This is a genomic window from Polaribacter sp. (genome assembly GCF_049276715.1).
In the GTDB taxonomy this organism is placed as follows: domain Bacteria; phylum Bacteroidota; class Bacteroidia; order Flavobacteriales; family Flavobacteriaceae; genus Polaribacter.
Genome location: NZ_JBASWY010000022.1, coordinates 39,959 through 59,768 on the forward strand (window position 1 = coordinate 39,959; position 19,810 = coordinate 59,768).

Annotated in this window: 16 protein-coding genes; 13 read left to right on the forward strand and 3 right to left on the reverse strand. The window is 29.2% G+C overall.

All coding sequences use genetic code 11. The annotated features are described in order from the left end of the window. Nucleotides 1–34 precede the first annotated feature (34 nt). Together WAO74_RS05730 and WAO74_RS05735 are read left to right on the forward strand one after the other, a co-directional pair. A complete protein-coding gene (locus tag WAO74_RS05730; RefSeq protein ID WP_422160291.1) occupies nucleotides 35–1,051 on the forward strand; it encodes an acyltransferase family protein in 1,017 nt (338 codons plus the stop codon). Continuing rightward, nucleotides 1,020–2,528: a sulfatase-like hydrolase/transferase gene (locus WAO74_RS05735; RefSeq protein ID WP_422160293.1), complete on the forward strand. Its 1,509-nt coding sequence runs from the start codon at nucleotides 1,020–1,022 to the stop codon at nucleotides 2,526–2,528. The genes WAO74_RS05730 and WAO74_RS05735 overlap by 32 nt, the downstream gene beginning before the upstream one ends. Before the next feature lie 8 nt (nucleotides 2,529–2,536). On the opposite strand, the gene WAO74_RS05740 is transcribed toward WAO74_RS05735, so the two are convergent. The 3 genes from WAO74_RS05740 to WAO74_RS05750 form a co-directional block, all read right to left on the reverse strand. Next, on the reverse strand, nucleotides 2,537–2,887 hold the full coding sequence (locus WAO74_RS05740) for an SdpI family protein (protein ID WP_422160295.1): 351 nt from the start codon (nucleotides 2,885–2,887) through the stop codon (nucleotides 2,537–2,539). A 76-nt stretch (nucleotides 2,888–2,963) separates the two neighbouring features. Continuing rightward, nucleotides 2,964–3,827 (reverse strand): acyl-CoA thioesterase, encoded by an 864-nt coding sequence (locus WAO74_RS05745; RefSeq protein ID WP_422160297.1) that lies wholly within the window; start codon nucleotides 3,825–3,827, stop codon nucleotides 2,964–2,966. Next, entirely contained in the window at nucleotides 3,817–5,010 is a 1,194-nt protein-coding gene (locus tag WAO74_RS05750; RefSeq protein WP_422160299.1) for a peptidogalycan biosysnthesis protein, read from the reverse strand. The genes WAO74_RS05745 and WAO74_RS05750 overlap by 11 nt, the downstream gene beginning before the upstream one ends. A gap of 204 nt (nucleotides 5,011–5,214) precedes the next feature. Here WAO74_RS05750 and WAO74_RS05755 point away from each other — a divergent pair, with 204 nt between their 5' ends. The 11 genes from WAO74_RS05755 to WAO74_RS05805 all read left to right on the forward strand — a co-directional run bounded on the left by WAO74_RS05755 (nucleotide 5,215) and on the right by WAO74_RS05805 (nucleotide 19,798). After that, nucleotides 5,215–6,330: an efflux RND transporter periplasmic adaptor subunit gene (locus WAO74_RS05755; protein ID WP_422160301.1), complete on the forward strand. Its 1,116-nt coding sequence runs from the start codon at nucleotides 5,215–5,217 to the stop codon at nucleotides 6,328–6,330. Nucleotides 6,331–6,334: 4 nt separating this feature from the next. Then, a complete protein-coding gene (locus tag WAO74_RS05760) occupies nucleotides 6,335–9,670 on the forward strand; it encodes an efflux RND transporter permease subunit (protein ID WP_422160302.1) in 3,336 nt (1,111 codons plus the stop codon). Next, on the forward strand, nucleotides 9,657–11,000 hold the full coding sequence (locus tag WAO74_RS05765) for a TolC family protein (RefSeq protein ID WP_422160304.1): 1,344 nt from the start codon (nucleotides 9,657–9,659) through the stop codon (nucleotides 10,998–11,000). The genes WAO74_RS05760 and WAO74_RS05765 overlap by 14 nt, the downstream gene beginning before the upstream one ends. Nucleotides 11,001–11,065: 65 nt before the next feature. Next, a complete protein-coding gene (locus tag WAO74_RS05770; protein WP_422160306.1) occupies nucleotides 11,066–11,200 on the forward strand; it encodes a hypothetical protein in 135 nt (44 codons plus the stop codon). 76 nt (nucleotides 11,201–11,276) lie between these two features. Continuing rightward, nucleotides 11,277–11,909 carry a Crp/Fnr family transcriptional regulator gene (locus WAO74_RS05775; protein ID WP_422160308.1) on the forward strand — a complete coding sequence of 211 codons (633 nt, stop codon included), beginning with the start codon at nucleotides 11,277–11,279 and terminating at the stop codon, nucleotides 11,907–11,909. 52 nt (nucleotides 11,910–11,961) lie between these two features. Continuing rightward, on the forward strand, nucleotides 11,962–12,945 hold the full coding sequence (locus WAO74_RS05780) for a Tll0287-like domain-containing protein (protein ID WP_422160310.1): 984 nt from the start codon (nucleotides 11,962–11,964) through the stop codon (nucleotides 12,943–12,945). Nucleotides 12,946–12,953: 8 nt separating this feature from the next. Continuing rightward, entirely contained in the window at nucleotides 12,954–13,250 is a 297-nt protein-coding gene (trxA, locus tag WAO74_RS05785; protein WP_422160312.1) for a thioredoxin, read from the forward strand. Between the two features lie 79 nt (nucleotides 13,251–13,329). Beyond that, nucleotides 13,330–13,911, forward strand: a complete 582-nt coding sequence (locus WAO74_RS05790; protein ID WP_422160314.1) for a methyltransferase domain-containing protein — start codon at nucleotides 13,330–13,332, stop codon at nucleotides 13,909–13,911. 89 nt (nucleotides 13,912–14,000) lie between these two features. Next, a complete protein-coding gene (locus WAO74_RS05795) occupies nucleotides 14,001–15,305 on the forward strand; it encodes a TolC family protein (RefSeq protein ID WP_422160316.1) in 1,305 nt (434 codons plus the stop codon). 78 nt (nucleotides 15,306–15,383) lie between these two features. Beyond that, nucleotides 15,384–16,463, forward strand: a complete 1,080-nt coding sequence (locus WAO74_RS05800; RefSeq protein WP_422160317.1) for an efflux RND transporter periplasmic adaptor subunit — start codon at nucleotides 15,384–15,386, stop codon at nucleotides 16,461–16,463. Nucleotides 16,464–16,603: 140 nt separating this feature from the next. Then, nucleotides 16,604–19,798, forward strand: a complete 3,195-nt coding sequence (locus WAO74_RS05805; protein WP_422160319.1) for an efflux RND transporter permease subunit — start codon at nucleotides 16,604–16,606, stop codon at nucleotides 19,796–19,798. Nucleotides 19,799–19,810: the final 12 nt, after the last annotated feature.

The window sequence follows — 19,810 nt, forward strand, 5'->3', positions numbered from 1 at the left end:
TTAAAATGAATAAGAATTATTATAAAAATGAAATATGATAACTTCTATAAAACAAAGAATAAATTGGGTTGACCAACTAAAAGGGTTTGGAATTATTTTAGTCATCTATGGTCATAATTTACCAGTTGTTGAAGGTTATATTTATAGTTTTCATATGCCTCTGTTCTTTTTTATCGGAGGTCTTTTTCATCCACCTAAAATAAATTTGAAAATTGTAAAAAAAAGAGCAAATCAAATTTTGGTGCCTTACTTTTTATGGAGTTGTTTACTTTTTTTATTTTGGTTATTAATAGGTAGAAAATTTGGAGACTCTGTTTTCTTAAATTATAGTGTATTAGATCACTTTTTAGGTATTTTCTATGCACAAGGAGGTCATCCATATATGAGTTGGGGTGTTCCTATGTGGTTCTTACCATCAATTTTTTTTAGTTTTTTAGTTTTTGGAATTGTTAGAAAAATAAAAGAAGAAAAATACCAAATACTATGTGTTTTAGTTTTAATATTTTTAGGTTTTTTAATTCCGAGATTATTTGGGATTCATATTATTTGGAGTTTAGACATATCTTTAGTTTCGCTATCTTTTTACGCATTAGCATTCTTTTTAAAAGATTATATATTCAAAAAAAAATCTATAATCCAAGGGAATTTAGTGCTAGTTATTTTTTTTATAGCTCATTTATTATGTTCTTTATTTTTAATTGTAAAAGTAGATATGTATAGATCTATATATACAAATGAGTTTCTATTTTTATTAAATGCAATTATTGCAATTGGTTTTTGGTTGTTATTTTTCAAGAGAATAAAGCAAATAAAAATTTTGACTTTTTTTGGTAAAAATACCATTCCTGTTTTAGCTCTACACTTAAGAATGCTAACCGTAATTAAACTAATTTTGTTACTGATTTTTAGTGTAAAAGTTTTTAATTTTAATGAGTTTGATAAAATAGTTCTTGTATTTTTTCAATTAGCATTCTTATATCCAATTATCCTTTTCACGAATAAATATTTACCAATTTTAAATGGAAAAATCAAAGCTTCAGCAAGAAATTAGTTTTCATTTAAGACTGCAAATTTTAATTGTAATTTTTATAACAATAGCATCTTATATTCACCTTCCTTTTGGTAGTTTAAAAGGGAATTTTATTTATGGTTTTCATTTTCTTTTACTTCACTTTTCTTTATTTGGGTTTATTTATATAATTAGTCTATTAAAAAAAGTATTTAATATTCTATTACCAATCTTATTTATTATTGCTTCTTCATTTGCTTTTTGGGTGTATACACAAGACCTTACAATTGGGGTAGGAATGATTCAGGCAATTTTAGAAACAAACTTAGATATAGCTATGGATGTATTTAACTTTCCATTTATTTTATTCCTAATATTGGCAACTTTTACTATTGTCTACTTTTTTAAATATCATAAAAATCATCAAAAAAGTAGCGTAAAATCACCAATATTAATATTTGCAATAATTGGTATAATCACTTTTTTTGTGGTAGAAAATTACAAGTTCGATGCTTTTAAAAATAGACTTCCCTATAGTATTTACTTCAATACAATTAAATATTTTGATAAACCAAACATTACCTTAAAAAAGGTAACTCAAAATGTATTAACCAAAGAAAATAATCTGCAAATTATAGTTGTTATTGGCGAATCTGTGAGAGCAGATCATTTATCTTTAAATGGATATTATAGAAATACAAATCCATTACTTTCTCAACAAGAAAACATTGTAAGCTTTCATAAAACATATACTCCATTTACTTTTACTGCACAAAGTATACCTCAAATTTTAACCAATCAATCTATAGATAATGTAGAAAAAAACATTGAATTTACCAGCTTATATTCTGTGTTGAATAAAGCATCGTTTAAAACAGAATGGATAGGAAATCAAACCTTAGAAAAAAGTTATAAAGATATTATTTATGAAAACTCATCTAGAACTATAGTAGATAAATTTCATTCTTTTTTAAGTTTTAAAAAAGAAAAAGATTTAGTAATGTTAAATTATTTTAAAGATGACAATAATGAATATGTAAACAATATTACTACTTTTCATATGATTGGGAGTCATTGGTTTTACAATAGCAGAATTGATAGCTCTTTTATGAAATTCAAACCAATTATTACTAGTAAATATTTGGGATCTTCAAGAAAGGAAGATATTGTAAACTCTTATGACAATACAATTCTATATTTAGATTTTTTCTTAAATGAATTGATTGAAAAATTGAAAAAATCCTCTAAAAAAACAATATTGATTTACATTTCTGATCATGGAGAAACTTTGGGTGAAGATGATATGTGGTTGCATGCACAAGAGCATAAAGCTTCTAAAAACCCAGCAATGTTAGTTTGGTATTCTAATAATTTTGAAAAAAGTTATCCTTTAAAAATAAAGCAGCTAAAATCTAAAAAACAAGATTCTATCACAACAGATTTTTTGTTTCACAGTGTTTTGGATATAGGAGAAATAAAAAATTTCGATTACCTAAAAGGACAAAGTATTTTTAATTGATTTGTAAACTACTTCTTTTTTCTTTTCCCTTCATCAGTAAAATTATCATTTAAAGCACGTTCTGTTTTTATGATTGATACTAAAATAGAAAGCATCACTAAAACCATGGGTTCCCAAGTAATTTCTTTGGCTGAAAAGTTGGCTAAAATTAATCCTCCAATAAAAGAGATACCCGAATAAAAAAGTAAGGTTTTATTAAAATTTGTGTTTGCAAAGTCCCAAATTTGTTGATTTTGCATCGCTTTAAAAGTTCTGTAACCATATAAACTATTTATTTTTTTTGGTGGAAATTTCCAAAAAATAATACTTAACAAAAACAACAAACCATTTGTAGTTAATACGTAAATAACGGAATCCATAATTTTTATTTTTTTAGTTTTAAACACTAAACACTAAACACTAAACACTAAACACTAAACACTAACAACTGCCAACTTATTTTTTAGGACGCATCAATCCTTCTTGCGCAAAAGAAGCCACTAGTTTACCATCTCTTGTAAAAATATTTCCTCTACACAGACCTCTTGCACCAAATGCATTTGGAGATTCTGCTGAAAAAAGCATCCAATCATCAAACTCAAAATCTCTAAAAAACCACATAGAATGGTCTAAACTCGCTGTCATTGTATTTGCAAAACTATAGTCTTTTGCATTCGGATTAAAAGCAGCGTTTAAAATATTATAATCAGATATATACGTTAGAATTTGATGTTTAGTTTGTAAATCCATTTCTGGAATTTCTCCTTTTAATTTAAACCAAATTTCTTCTTTTGCAGGCAAGTTTTCACGCTCTAAAGGGTTTGCAACACGAACTGGTTTAAAGTCGATTGGACGTTCTATACTTAAAAATGATTTAATTCCTTTGGGTAAAAAATCACCAAATTGATGAACCATATCAGTCCAGCTTAACAAATCTTCTGGTTGTTTTATATCAGAATTCATTTTGGTTTGATGCTCAAAACCATCTTCTTTTTTATGAAACGAAGCTGCCAAAATAAAAATTGTTTTTCCTTTTTGGCTTGCTGTTACTCTTCTTGTAGAAAAACTGCCTCCATTTCTCATTTCTGCAACTTCATACTTAATTGGTAAAGTTAAGTCTCCAGGTTCTAAAAAATAAGAATGCAAAGAGTGTAAAAATCGGTCTTTCGAAATTGTTTTGTAAGCAGCATTTACTGCTTGTGCCAAAACCTGACCACCAAAAACTATAGCACTTCCAACTGTTACACTTTCTCCAGAAAATGTGTTTTTATCTATGGTTGTTAAATTTAATAAATTAACTAATTCTTTGCTAGTTTTCATGGGTTACATTTATTTCTTTAAAGGGAAATTTTTGATGAAATGGAGTTGGCTGAATTTTAAGCAAAAATAGCTTTAAAATTTTATTTTTAATAGACTTTTTGTGTCTTAAATACATGGTTAAGTCTTGAGGTTCTGCACCCACAGAACTCTTAATTTCGCTTGCAGTTCTGCCAAAATTTACACTAGATAGCTTTTGGTTAATTGCTATTTGTATATAATCGTACAACATTTTTTGATAAATAGCATATTCTCTATTTAATTGATAATCGATGCCTACAAAATGTGCGTCTAAAGATTTTTGATTGATAATACCAGACATAAAACCAACAATTTTATCATTTAACCAATAGACTTGTAAAATATATTTTTCGCCCAAAGTTTCCTTTAAATTTTTATAGGTGTTTAAATTAAAATCACCCAAATTAAAATCCGCATTTGAGGCAACTTTTTTATACAATAATGTCATTTCTGGTAAAAGCTTTTCAATGTTTTCTATGGTTACTTTTTCAATTTTTAAATCTTTACTTTGTGTAATTGCTTTTCTTGCTTTTACCCGAAATTTAGTTTTCATGGCTGCTAAATAATCATCAAAATTTTGCCAGTTTTCAGGTAGCATCATTTTCATATTTGGCTCTACTAAAAAAGGATGATAATTGTAATCTTTTAACTCATCAGTAATAAAAAGCGATTCATTTATAAAATCTTTAATTAAAAAAGCATCGATTTTTAAATCTTTATTTTCATTTGAATAATGTAAAATTGCTTTTGCTAATTCTTTTATAATTACTTTTTTATCTTGATTATCTTTAATAAAAATTCCATGTTCTCCACTCACAAAAGTATTTCCAGAAATTAGCAGTTTTAAAGGCTTATCATTGTTAAAAATGTGCAGTTTTCTTCCAATATTTTTTATTTTTCTAATAATAAACTCTAAATCATTTTTAATTTCATCAATATAAAAATCTACAATTTGAATGGAAGAAAATGCAATCGGATTTTTACTTTTATCTAATAAAATAATGTAAGAAAACTGAATTTCTGAATGATTTTTTTCTATTGCTTTTAAAAAATTACGATTAAAATATAGATTATCATTAATTTCTAATGATAACCAAATATCGTCTGAAATAGCTTCTATAGAAGAAAAAAATAATACATTGTTAGTATTGGAGCAGAAATTCAAGTTATTTAATAATCTTAAGGTTCAAGCGATAAAGATGCTAAAAAAAAGTACTTTTTAAGCTAATTTTAAAATAAAACAAAAAAATTATAACGTTTCTTTAACAAACTTCGCTTTGTGCAAATTAGTAAAGCTAAGGGTATAAAGTATCTTTGCAGCAAAACTATTTTACTTTCTAAATTTTAAAGAAAGTGCAACTAACTAGATATGAGAAATATAATATTATCAATAATTGGAGTTTTATTAATTGTTGGAGCTATTTTTTTAGGAAAATATTTTATCGACAAAAACCAAAAGCCTCTACCGACTTTTAAAAAAACTATTAAAACAGTTTTTGTAGAAAATGTTGAAAATAAAGACGTTCCAATTGTTTTAACAGCTAGTGGAAACTTGAATGCAAAGAACAAAATTGATATTTATTCAGAAGTTCAAGGCTTATTAAAATCATCAAGTAAATTGTTTAAAGCTGGTACTGCTTATTACAAAGGAGAAACACTATTAAGCATAAATAGTGATGAGTTTTACGCGAGTATTCAATCGCAAAAAAGTAATTTATATAATTTAATTACAGCTGTTTTACCAGATTTGCGTTTAGATTATCCTGTAGAATTTAAAAAATGGGAAAGCTATTTGCAGAGTTTCGATATCAATGCTATCATTCCAAAACTACCCGAATTCTCATCAGATAAAGAGAAATATTTTATTTCTGGTCGTGGAATTTTAACGGCATATTACAATGTTAAAAATTTGGAAGTTCGTTTGTCTAAATACAGAATTAGTGCTCCATTTTCTGGAGTTTTAACAGAGGCTTTAGTTACACCAGGATCTTTAGTAAGGTCTGGTCAAAAATTAGGTGAATTTATAGATACAGGCGTTTACGAAATGGAAGTTTCTATTAGTTCTGAATTTGCAGATTTATTAAAAGTGGGGAATTCTGTAGCCTTAAATAATTTGGATAAATCTAAAATTTATATGGGTAAAGTTGTGCGTGTAAATGGAAAAATAGATCAAGTTTCCCAAACCATAAAAGCGTATATAGATGTTACCCATGAAGATTTAAAAGAAGGGATGTTTTTAGAAGCAGATTTAGTTGCAAAATCGGAAAGTGATGCCATAGAAATTCCAAGAAAATTACTCATAGAAAACAGAGCAGTTTACACAGTTAAAAACGATAGTATATTAACTTTAACTGAAATACAACCTATTTATTTTGGTGCCGAAAAAGTAATTATTAAAGGTTTGCAAACTGGCGATAAAATTTTAACCCAAACGTTACCTGGTGCTTTTGATGGAATGATTGTAAAAACCGAAACTAAAAAGTAGTTATATGAAAAAAATAATTACTTATTTTATAAAATATCCTGTTGCTGTAAACGTAATGATTTTTGCATTTGTTGTTTTAGGAGCAGTTGGGGCAATTAGTATGAAATCTTCCTTTTTTCCTTTGGTAGATTCACAATTAATAAACATTAGTTTAATTTATCCAGGAGCTTCACCAGCAGAAATGGAAGAAGGTGTTGTGCTTAAAATTGAAGACAATTTAAAAGGAATTGTTGGTGTAGAAAGAGTTACTTCTGTGTCTAGAGAAAATGCTGCAACTGTAAATATCGAGGTTGAAAAAGGCAAAGATATAGATGTTGTTTTATCTGATGTAAAAAACGCAGTAGATAGAGTTCCATCTTTCCCTTCAGGCATGGAACCTGCAGTAATTGCAAAAGTAGAAAGTATAAGACCCACCATTAGTTTTACAGTTAGTGGAGAAAATGTTTCTTTAAAATCTTTAAAGCAATATGCCAGAAATATCGAGAATGACATACGTGGAATAGAAGGTATTTCTCAAGTATCTATTTCAGGTTTTCCAGAAGAAGAAATAGAAATTGCAATTCGCGAAAACGATTTGTTAGCTTATAATTTGTCGTTTACAGAAGTTGCAGAGGCAGTTAGAAATTCTAATATTTTAATAACAGGTGGTAATATAAAAACAGCTGAAGAAGATTATTTAATTAGAGCTAGCAATCGTTCTTATTATGGTGTTGAACTGCAAAATATAATTGTTAGAACAGAAACAAATGGAAACATTATCCGTTTAAAAGATGTTGCAGAAGTTAGAGATACTTGGTCAGAAAACCCAGACAGATTATTTTATAATGGCAATTTAGCCATCGATATTACAGTAAGTAATACCAATAATGAAGACTTAATTTCATCCGCAGAAAAAATAAAAGAATACATTCATGAGTACAATCAAAAACAACAAAATGTTCAATTAAATGTTTCTAGTGATGCGTCTATAACTTTAAATGGAAGAACTTGGCTTCTAATAGAAAATGGATTTATGGGAATTCTGTTAGTATTATTTTTTCTTGCCCTATTTCTAAATTTAAGATTGGCAATTTGGGTAGCTTTTGGATTGCCTGTTGCTTTTTTTGGGATGTTTATTTTTGCAGCTCAATTAGGTGTTACCATAAATGTATTATCACTTTTTGGAATGATTATCGTTATTGGTATTTTGGTTGATGATGGAATTGTAATTGGCGAAAATATTTATCATCATTATTACGATTTAGGAAAAACCAAAATTCAAGCAGCAATAGATGGAACCATGGAAGTAATTCCACCAATTGTTTCTGCAATTTTAACAACCATAATTGCTTTTTCTACGTTCTTTTTTGTGGATGGTAGAATAGGTAGTTTTTTTGGCGAGGTTTCTACAATTGTATTGTTAACATTAACTGTTTCATTAATAGAAGCTTTAGTTATTTTACCTGCACACATTGCGCATTCCAAAGCTTTAAAACGCAGAAAAGAAGAAAATTTAGCTGCTAATTTTAATTTTGATGATTCAGCTATAGAATCCATAGAACACAAAAGAAATAAGGTAATTGTAGTTAAAAATGGAGAATCGATTGAGTTAGATAAAGAGAGTAAAATAGATGCCTTTTTTGCCAAAATAAATAGATATGCAGATAAAGGTTTGTGTAAAGTTAGAGATGATTTTTATGTTCCATTTTTAAGGTTTTCTTTAAAAAACAAAATTTTTGCTTTTTGTGTGCCAATTGCTATTTTAATTTTCAGTTTTATGGCAATTGGAGCAGGTATCGTAAAAACTTCATTTTTCCCAAGGATTGCGAGTGATAGAGTTCAGATAACTCTAAATATGCCTCAAGGTACTAATGAGCAAATCACAGATTCTATTATTTCTTTAATAGAAGAAAAAGTCTGGGAGGTTAACAAAGAATATACAGCAAAACAAACAGGAAACATTCCAGTTGTAGAAAACGTAATTAAAAGAGTTGGGCCAGGTTCTGCAAATGGCAGTGTAACTGTAAACCTTTTGCCTGGCGAAGCCAGAGATGTTTCATCACCAGAAATTACAAACGCAATTAGTGACAGAGTTGGGAAAGTGTATGGCGTAGAAAGTTTAGTTTTTGGTTCTGGAGGTAATTTTGGAGGAAGCCCAGTAGCAGTTTCTTTACTAGGTAATAATATCGATGATTTAAAAGCTGCAAAACAAGAATTAAAAGAAGAATTAGAAAATAATGCACTTTTAAAAGATGTTTCAGACAATGATCCTGCAGGAATTAAAGAGATTAAAATTACGCTAAAAGACAATGCTTATTTGTTAGGATTAAACCTACAATCTATTATGTCTCAAGTACGTAATGGATTTTTTGGTTTCCAAGCACAACGTTTTCAAAGAGGACAAGATGAAATAAAAGTTTGGGTACGTTATGACAAAAAGGACAGGTCTTCTATAAAAGATTTAGATGATATGCGTATTATAACTCCAACAGGAAATCGAATTCCTTTTTCTGAAATTGCCAATTACGAAATTGAAAGAGGAGATATTGCTATCAATCACTTAGAAGGAAAACGTGAAATTCAAATTACTGCAGATTTAAAAAATTTAGAAACAAGTGCAACAGAAATTCTAGACGATATTAAGACTAGAATTATGCCAGCAATATTGTCTAAATATCCAACAGTTTCGCCTTTATTTGAAGGTCAGAATAGAGAAGCTAAAAAAACAACGGACTCTGTAAATGTAGTTGGGCCAATTATTTTATTATTAATTTATCTTGTAATTGCATTTACATTTCGTTCTTATAGCCAGCCAATTTTATTAATTATTATGATTCCTTTTAGTATGATTGGGGTTGTTTGGGGGCATTATTTCCACAATTTTCCAATTGGTATTTTATCTTGGTTAGGTATTATTGCTTTAATAGGAATTATGGTAAATGATGGCCTTGTTTTAATAGGTAAGTTTAACAGCTATTTAAAAGAAGGTATGAAGTTTGATGTCGCTTTAATTGCTGCAGGTCAATCTCGTTTTAGAGCTATTTTCTTAACATCCTTAACAACTGTTGCAGGTTTAGCACCATTAATGTTAGAAAAAAGTAGACAAGCACAATTTTTAATTCCGATGGCAATTTCAATTGCTTATGGAATTGCGATTGCAACTGTATTAACTTTAGTAATGTTGCCACTTTTATTATCTGTTTCCAATTCTATAAAAGTGAATATTAAATGGTTGAAAATTAATGAAAAGGTAACCAAAGAAGAAGTAGAACGAGCCATTATCGAATCTAAATTTGATGACGAAAAAGACCACGAAGAATTTATTTCTAATACTAAATCTAATGTTTATGAAATTGAGTAAAAACAGCATTGTGATTATTGCATTTCTTTTGAGTTTATCAATAAATTCTCAAGAAATTTTAACCAAAGAAAAAGCACTAGAAATTACTTTAGAAAATAATTTCGGAATTAAAATTGCCAAAAACAATTTAGAAATTGCAGAAAATAATACAAGTATTTATAACACAGGTTTTCTGCCAACAGCAACATTAAATTCTGGCGCAAATTATCAAAGAAATAATCAAAGTTTAACTTTTACAGACAGAACCACTGGAAATGATTCAGAAATATCAGGAGATGGTGTTGTTTCAAAAACGTATAATGCCTCATTAGCTTTAAACTATACAATTTTTGATGGTTTTGGAAGAAAATATAATGTGCAACAATTAAAGGAAACGTACAATTTAACTGAATTACAAGCTAGAGAAACCATAGAAAACACGTATTTGCAGTTATTTACGACCTATTTTCAAATTGCACGTTTATCAGAAAACACTAATAATTTAGCAGAAGCTTTAACCATTTCTAAACAAAGATTGCAACGTGCACAATATCAATATGATTATGGGCAATCTACCAAATTAGAGTTGTTAAATGCACAAGTAGATGTAAATAACGATAGCATTACTTTAATAACTGCAAAGCAACAACTAAACAATGCAAAACGTGGTTTAAATGTAATTTTAGGTTCTAAAGATGATACCAATTTTGATGTAGAAACCGAAGTTGATTATAATAAAATGCTGAATTATGACGACTTAAAATCAAAAACATTAGAGAACAATTCATTGTTAAAACAAAACGAAAAAAACATTGCAATTTCTGAGTTTAACATCAAAATAAATAAAGCTAATTTTTTACCTTCTTTAAACTTTAATACGTCTTATGGGTTTAATAAAACTGTAAACGAAAACTTAATAAATCCTTTTGGGGCAAAATTAATTACATCAGATGGTTTGAATGCAGGTTTAAATTTAACCTGGAATGTTTTTGATGGTGGAGCAACAAAAACGAGAGTTACAAACGCTAAAATTGCATTAGATAATCAACAAATATTATTAGAACAACAGAAAGTAAATATCGAAAATAACCTAAAAAATACTTGGGAAAACTATAACAATCAGTTGTTTATATTAAGCGCACAAGAACAAAATGTGCTAAGTAATCAGAATAATTTCGATAGAACACAAGAACGTTTTAAATTAGGTCAAATAACTTCTGTCGAGTTTAGACAAGCTCAAATTAACTTAATAAATGCAAAAACGGCTTTAAATAATGCAAAGTTTGATGCCAAATTAATTGAATTACAATTATTACAATTAAGTGGAGATATTTTAAATGTAAAATTTTAGAAGCTGATTTTTATCATATTTTTCGAATCCAATAGGTTTTAGTTTTGTATCAAAATATGTGACTTATGAATTCCTTAAATATAAATTTAGTTTCTTGGGTAAATGGCACTATTATGATTGGTGTTTTTGTGCTGGTAGTTGTTGGTTTAATTTCAGCTGTTTTTTTATTAATGAATAATGATAAAAAAGTAGAAAAATAATACTTTCAATTCTTTTTCATTAAACTTTGTTGAATCGTTTTATTAAATTTATATTTATACATATAAATTAGTAAAAATGAATATCGATTTACAAACCAATTTTGGTTACTTGCTCGAAGAAGATTTAATAAAGGAAATCTCTAAAATAGGTGTTCAAAAATCATTTACTGCAGATAGTATAATTATACAAAAAGGCGATTATATAAAATCGATGCCTTTATTGCTTTCTGGTGCCATTAAAATTTTGCGTGAAGATGAAAATGGTGAAGAATTGGTTTTATATTATTTAGAAAAAGGAGACACTTGTGCTATGACTTTGTCTTGTTGCATGGGACAAACAAAAAGTAAAATTAGAGCAGTTGCAGAAACAGATGTTTCTTTAATAATGTTACCAAAAGAAAAAATGACAGAATGGCTAAGTGCTTATAAATCTTGGCAATCTTTTATATTACAGAGCTACCATAACAGAGTAGAAGAACTTTTAGAAGCAATAGATACTATTGCTTTTTTAAGAATGGATGAGCGCTTGTTTAAATACTTAAAGGACAAAGCTATGGTTAATCAAAACGATGAGTTAACAACTACCCATAAAGAAATTGCAGAAGATTTACATACCTCTAGGGTAGTAGTTTCTCGCTTGCTAAAAAAGTTAGAAAACGATGGTAAAATTCAATTGTATAGAAACAGTATAAAAGTTTTAGAACTGTAACTTTTGTTACGAACCATATACTTTATCTTTATTATTTTTGAAAAAAATAAAGATGAAACATTACATATTCATTTTGGTATTACTTGGCTTTTTTAGTTGTAAAAAGAGCAACGAACCTTCTTATGCAAAAAAAATAGAAGAGGTTCGTAATCATCCTGGGAAAAAATTAATGCAAACGAAATGTTATGTATGCCATAACCCAACCACTTCTCACGATGAAAGAATTGCGCCTCCAATGATTGCAGTAAAAAAACATTATATTTCTAAGAATACAAGCAAAGAAGAATTTGTAAACTCTATGCAAAACTGGATTAAAAATCCAACGAAAGAGAATGCAAAAATGTATGGAGCAGTTAAAAAATTTGGTATAATGCCAAAGCAATATTTTTCTGAAGAAACCATAAAACAAATCTCTGAATATATGTTTGATAATGAAATTGAAGAGCCAGAATGGTTCGAATCTCATTATAATGAAGAAAAAGGAAAAGGACATGGGAAAGAAATGATGAAGGGAAAGAAAACAGGAAAAACAGAAGTGAATCTTAAGGAAATACCTTACTCAGAAAGAGGTTTAAAATATGCCCTTTCAACAAAAGCAGTTTTAGGTACAAATTTAATGAGTAAAATTCAAAAAAAAGGAACAGAAGCCGCTTTAGAATTTTGTAACGAAAAAGCATTTCCTTTAACAGATAGTATGTCAGTTGCTCATAATGCAACCATTAAAAGAGTTTCAGACAAACCTAGAAACCCAAAAAACAAAGCGAATAAAGAAGAATTAGAATACATAAAAATTTTTAAAAACGATAGCAAACAACATAAAGAATCTGAACCTATTGTTGTAGAAAGTAATAATGCTGTAAACGTATATTACCCAATTTCAACAAACGGAATGTGTTTGCAATGTCATGGAACTCTTGAAAAACAGATTTCAGCAAACACTTTGGCATCCCTTCAAAAATTATATCCAAATGATTTGGCTTTTGGTTATAACATCAATGAGGTTCGTGGAATTTGGAATGTTTCATTTAAAAAATAAGAATAATTATGAGTAATTTTTCAGAAATTATCAATCAAGAGAAACCAGTATTAGTCGATTTTTTTGCAGAATGGTGTGGTCCTTGTAAAATGATGAGTCCTATTTTAAAAGAAGTAAAAGATGAATTGGGTGAAAAAGTTTCTATCATTAAAATTGATGTTGATAAAAATCAAGCTTTGGCATCAAAATACCAAGTAAGAGGCGTGCCTACATTTGTTTTATACAAAGCAGGAAAACAAGTTTGGAGACAATCAGGGATGGTACAAAAAGGAGAGATCCTTTCAATCATAAATAGTTTTAGTTAGTTTTTTATAATAGTTGGTTAGTTGGCACCTGGAATTTTTTCCAGGTGCTTTTTTTAGTAAAAAAGCATACTTTTATACCATGGATTTATCAGCAGATTTTTGGAATCATAAATACATAAACAATAAAACAGGTTGGGATTTGGGTGTAATTTCTCCACCCTTAAAAGCTTATTTTGATCAATTAGTAGATAAAGATTTAAAAATTCTAATTCCTGGTGGAGGCAATTCGTATGAAGCAGAGTACTTATATAACAACGGATTTCAAAATATTTTTGTTGTTGATTTGTCAGAAATTCCTTTGCAAAATATCAAAAAAAGAATCCCTAATTTTCCTGATGCTCAATTAATACAAGCTGATTTTTTTAATTTGAATGATACTTTTGATTTAGTAATTGAGCAAACCTTTTTTTGTGCCATTCATCCATCATTAAGACCTAACTATGCCCAAAAGATGTATGAAATTCTAAAACCAACAGGCAAGTTAGTAGGACTTCTTTTTGATGCTGTTTTAAATGACAATCATCCTCCTTTTGGTGGCAATCAAAAGGAATATAGAACCTATTTTCAAACCTATTTTAAAAATATCCAAATGGATTCTTGCTACAATTCTTTTCACAATAGAGAAGGAATGGAGCTGTTTGTTAATATCATAAAAATATAACCTTTAATGTTTACCATTGGTAAGTAACCTTTGTTACTTATAGAAGTTTTTCTTCGTTCTATTTTTGCAGTATAAATAGATATTAAACGATGAAAAATAACTTTTTAATCTTCATTTTTTTTCTTTTTCACTTTTCTCTAGAAGCTCAAGAAATTAAATCAATTTCTAAGTCTGAGGTTTTACAAAAGGTTGAACAAAATAACTTAAATATAAAAATTTCTGAAAAAGATTTTGAAAAATCCAAAGCAGATTTCAATCAAACAAAGGCTATTTTTTTACCAAACATTACAGCAAGTCATACAGGTTTTACCACAACAAATCCTTTAATGGCATTTGGCTCTAAATTAAATCAGGGAATTTTAACTGCTGCAGATTTTAATCCAGATTTGTTAAATAATCCAGAAAGCACCCAAAATTTTGCAACCATCATAAAAATAGAACAACCACTAATTAATTTAGAAGGATTTTATCAAAGAAAGGCTGCAAAATCTAAAATGGATGCAACTTCTTTACAAAGAGAAAGAACTGCAGACTATTTATTTTTTGAGGTTGAAAAAGCTTACATGCAATTGCAACTTTCTTACAAAGGTGTTACTGTTTTAGAGAATGCTTTAGCTACAGCAAAGGCAAATAAAAAAATTGTAGAGAATAATTTTCAACAAGGTTTATTAAAACGAATTGATGTTTTAAATGTGGAAGTGCGTGTTACCGAAGTTAAAAATCAGTTACAAACAGCCAAAAGTAACGTACAAAATGCCTCTAATTATTTGTCTTATTTAATGAATGATGAAACGAATAAGTTATACAAACCAAAAGATTCGTTATCAATTTCTGCAATTCAAATAGATGATAAAAAAATTTCTGAAAACAGGGCAGATATAAAAGCAATGGGATTAGCTTCTAAAGCTTATGAAGCAATGAATAAAGCAGATAAAATGGCATTTTTACCAACATTAAATGCTTTTGGAAGTTATGAAATGTATGACAACACAATTTTTCAAGGGGATGCAAGTGGCTATTTAGTGGGTGCTCAGTTAAGTTGGAATATTTTTGAAGGTTCTAAACGTTTCGTAAAAGCTCAAAAAAGTAAAGCAGAATTAGAGAAGTCTAAATTAGAATATACACAATATGTTTCTCAAAGTAATTTAGAATTAAACAAAGTAAAACGTCAATTAGTAGATGCTAAAAACAGATTAGAATATACAAGTCTGGCCATGCAACAATCAGAGGAATCTTTAAGAATTATTAAAAATAGATTTACAGAAGGTTTAGAAAAAACATCCGATTTGTTAATCGCAGAAACCAAATTTGCACAGAAGCAATTAGAATATTATCAAACTATTTTCGAACATAATTATACACAAATTTATTTAGAATTTTTAACGAAAGAGTAACCTCTCGACTGCGCTAGAGGATACAGAATAATCTCAGGGCGAACGCAGTCTAGACCTAATTTAAAAACAAATCATAAAATGAAAAAATATATTTACATCATCACTTTAATTTCTGCATCATTATTAATTAAAAGCTGTGGAAATGAAAACAAAAATTTAGCATTAGATAATACGCCTGCCATTAAAGTAAAAGTTGATAAAGTACAACCAAATAATAATACACCATTTTTATCTGTAAGTGGTAAAATACAAGCCACAAATAGTGCAGAGGTTAGCACGAGGATGATGGGTTATGTAACCAAAGTTCATGTAAATGTGGGCGATAAAGTAAGGAAAGGTCAACTATTAATTTCTATAAATAATACAGATTTACAAGCAAAAAAAGCACAAATAAATGCAGGAATTATGCAGGCCAAAACAAACTTTATTAATGCTGAAAAGAACTACAATCGTTTTAAAAATTTGTACTCAAGTAATAGTATTACTCAAAAAGAAATGGATGATATGACTGCTAATTTCGAAATGGCAAAAGCAAGCTTAGAATCTGCTAATCAAATGAAAAACGAGATCAACGCTCAATTTGCATATTCTAATATTACAGCGCCTTTTAGTGGTGTAATTACAAGTAAGAATGCAGAAAATGGAGATATGGCAAATCCTGGTATGCCATTAATTAGTATAGAAACTCCAGAAGATTTTGAAGTGATGGCAATGGTTCCTGAAACTGAAATATCTCAAATTAAAAAAGGAACTTCGGTTGATGTATTGGTAAAATCTATTGATAAAAATATTCAAGGAAAAGTTATAGAAGTAGGCACTTCTGCTAAAAATACTGGAGGACAATATTTAGTAAAAATAAATCTGGAAAAAACGGATGCTAATATTTTATCAGGAATGTTTACAACAGTTCAGTTTCCAGTTGAAAGAAAAGTGAAATCGGAAATGGTTTTAATTCCTATTCAAGCAATTGTTAAAAACGGACAATTATCAGGGGTTTACTCAGTAAGTGAAAGTAAAACAGCTTTGTTACGTTGGTTGCGTTTAGGAAGAACTTATGGAAATCAAGTGGAAGTTTTGGCTGGTTTGTCTGCTGATGAAACCTATATAATTTCGGCTGAAGGAAAATTATTTAACGGAGCAAAAATTTCAATTCAATAACTAAAATTTGCGTTAAGGATAGTAGTGGAAATCCTTTTTATATTAGTTCGAGTAATCCCGATTTTTCATCGGGATTGTATGGAGAACAAATAAAAAGATTCAAACGAATAGCCTGTTAAAACGCCCAAAATATAAATAATATGAAAGAAGGTTTAGCTGGAAAAATTGCAAAAGTCTTTATTGGTTCTAAACTTACTGTATTGCTAATGATCGTATTTATGGTTATTGGGGTGTATAGTTCGTTTTTAATTCCACGTGAAGAAGAACCTCAAATAGATGTTCCAATGGCAGATATTTTTGTGGGTTATCCAGGAGCAAGTCCTACTGAAGTGGAGTCTAGAGTTGTAAAACCTTTAGAGAAATTAATTTCTAATATTAAAGGTGTAGAATATGTGTATTCGACTTCGATGAATGAAAAAGCCATGGTAATTGTGCAGTTTTATGTAGGAGAAGATATAGAACGCTCGTTTGTAAAATTGTACAACGAAATTAACAAACATATGGATGAAATGCCAAAAGGAGTTACGTTTCCTTTGGTAAGAACACGTGCTATAGATGATGTACCCATGTTAGGTTTAACATTGTGGAGCGAAAACTACAATGATTTTCAGTTAGGGCAAATGGCGCAAGAATTAGAAACTGAAATCAAGAAGGCGAATGATGTTTCTATTACACATAAAATTGGTGGAAGAAACAGACAATTACGTGTTATTTTAGACAAGGATAAATTGGCCGAAAGTGGTCTAGATTTCTTGTTGGTTTCAGAAATGATAAAAGCTAACAACACACAATTAAGTTCTGGAAGTTTTGATAAAAATGATACTGAATTTTTAGTAAAAACAGGTGAATTTTTAGCATCTAAAACTGATGTAGAAAATTTGGTGGTTGGTGTGCAGCAAAATCAGCCTATTTATTTGAAACAAATTGCTTCAGTAATGGATGGACCAGAAGTGCCACAAAATTATGTGTCTTTAGGTTTTGGGAAAGCAAGTAAAAAATCGAATACATATAAATCGGAATATCCTGCAGTAACTATTTCTGTGGCCAAAAGAAAAGGCGCAGATGCTATGAAAATTTCTGAAGTAATTATAGATAAAGTGAACCATTTGAGAACTACTTTAATTCCTGATGATGTACATGTAGAAGTTACTAGAAATTATGGAGAAACAGCTTCACATAAAGTATCAGAATTGTTGTTGCACCTTATTGGTTCTATCATTGCAGTTACTTTAGTGGTAATGTTGGCTATGGGTTGGAGAGGTGGATTAGTGGTGTTCTTATCAGTGCCAATTACCTTTGCATTAACACTATTAAGTTATTACATGTTAGATTATACCTTAAACAGAATCACCTTATTTGCATTGGTTTTTGTAACAGGTATTGTGGTTGATGATTCTATTATTATTGCCGAAAATATGCACAGGCATTTTAAGATGAAGAGATTGCCTTTTAAACAAGCTGCTTTATACGCAATAAATGAAGTTGGGAACCCAACCATTTTAGCAACATTTACAGTTATAGCTTCTGTTTTACCAATGGCTTTTGTGTCTGGTTTAATGGGGCCTTATATGGCACCAATGCCAATTGGAGCTTCTATTGCAATGATTTTATCATTATTCGTTGCTTTAACTATTACACCATATTTAGGATATATTTTCTTAAGAGAAAAAGACAAAAAAGGTGCTGAAGAAAAACCTGAAAAGCCTTTAGAAGAAACTTTTATTTATAAAATTTATAATAAGTTCGAAAGTCCGTTATTAGAAAGTAAATCAAAAAGATGGATATTTTTAGGAGGAACTTTTTTACTGTTGATGGGAACAATGGTGTTGTTTTTTACCAATTCAGTGGCTGTAAAAATGTTGCCCTTTGATAATAAAAACGAGTTTCAAGTAGTCATAGATATGCCAGAAGGAACTACTTTAGAGAGAACAGCTGTTGTTACGCAAGAAATTGCACAATATTTAACCACAAGACCAGAAGTGGTAAATTATCAGAATTATATTGGTACTTCAGCACCCATTACTTTTAATGGTTTAGTACGTCATTACGATTTACGTGGAGGAAGTAATATGGCCGATATTCAAGTAAATTTGGTTGATAAAGGTGAACGTGAAATTCAAAGTCACGAAATTGCAAAATTATTTAGACCAGAAATTCAAAGAATCGCAAAGAAATACAATGCCAATGTAAAGTTGGTAGAGGTGCCACCTGGACCACCAGTTTTATCTACAATTGTTGCAGAAGTTTATGGGCCAGATTATGAAACTCAAATGTATATTGCAAATCAAGTTCAAACGATCTTAAAAAATACAGATGATGTTGTAGATGTTGATTGGATGGTTGAAAATGATCAAACAGAATATCAATTGGAAATTAATAAAGAAAAAGCCATGTTGTGTGGAATTGCCCCTCAGCAAATTACTTATATAATGAATATGGCTTTGTCTAACAGCCCAATTACAAATTTATATGATGAAGATGCTGTAAATCAAGTTGATTTGATCTTGAGTTTAGATGAAAAAGAGAAATCTACCATTTCAGATATTTCTCAATTAAAAGTAAAATCGAAACAAGGTTTAATGATACCCATTGCAGATTTAGTGGAAATTAAAGAAACTGTAAGTGCAAAAAGTATTTTTAGAAAAAATCAAAAAAGGGTTGTTTATGTAATTGCAGATATGGCTGGGAAATTAGAAAGTCCTGCTTATGCCATTTTAGGAATGGAAGATAAATTGAAAGATATTAAACTTCCTGAAGGCTATAAATTAAACGAAATGTATTTAGGTCAGCCAGATTTTGAAGATGATTACACTGTAAAGTGGGATGGAGAATGGCAAATTACCTTGGAGGTATTTAGAGATTTAGGAATCGCTTTTTTAGGTGCCATTATCTTAATTTACATTTTAATAGTGGGTTGGTTTCAAAATTTTAAAGCACCAATTGTAATGATGGTTGCTATTCCTTTATCATTAATAGGAATTATTTTAGGACATTGGATGATGGGTGCATTTTTTACAGCAACTTCTTTTATTGGAATGATTGCCTTAGCAGGAATTATGGTACGAAACTCGGTTCTGTTGATAGATTTTATCAACTTAAGATTGGCAGAAGGGATTCCGTTAAAACAAGCAGCTATAGAGGCTGGAGCTGTTAGAACAACGCCTATTTTGTTAACTGCAGGAACTGTTGTAATTGGCGCATTTGTTATCTTATTTGATCCAATTTTTCAAGGATTAGCAATCTCGTTAATGGGAGGGACAATTGTTTCTACAGTATTAACTTTATTGGTTGTTCCATTGGTATATTATATGATTGAAAAGAAGAATTATAAATAAAATATAATCAAA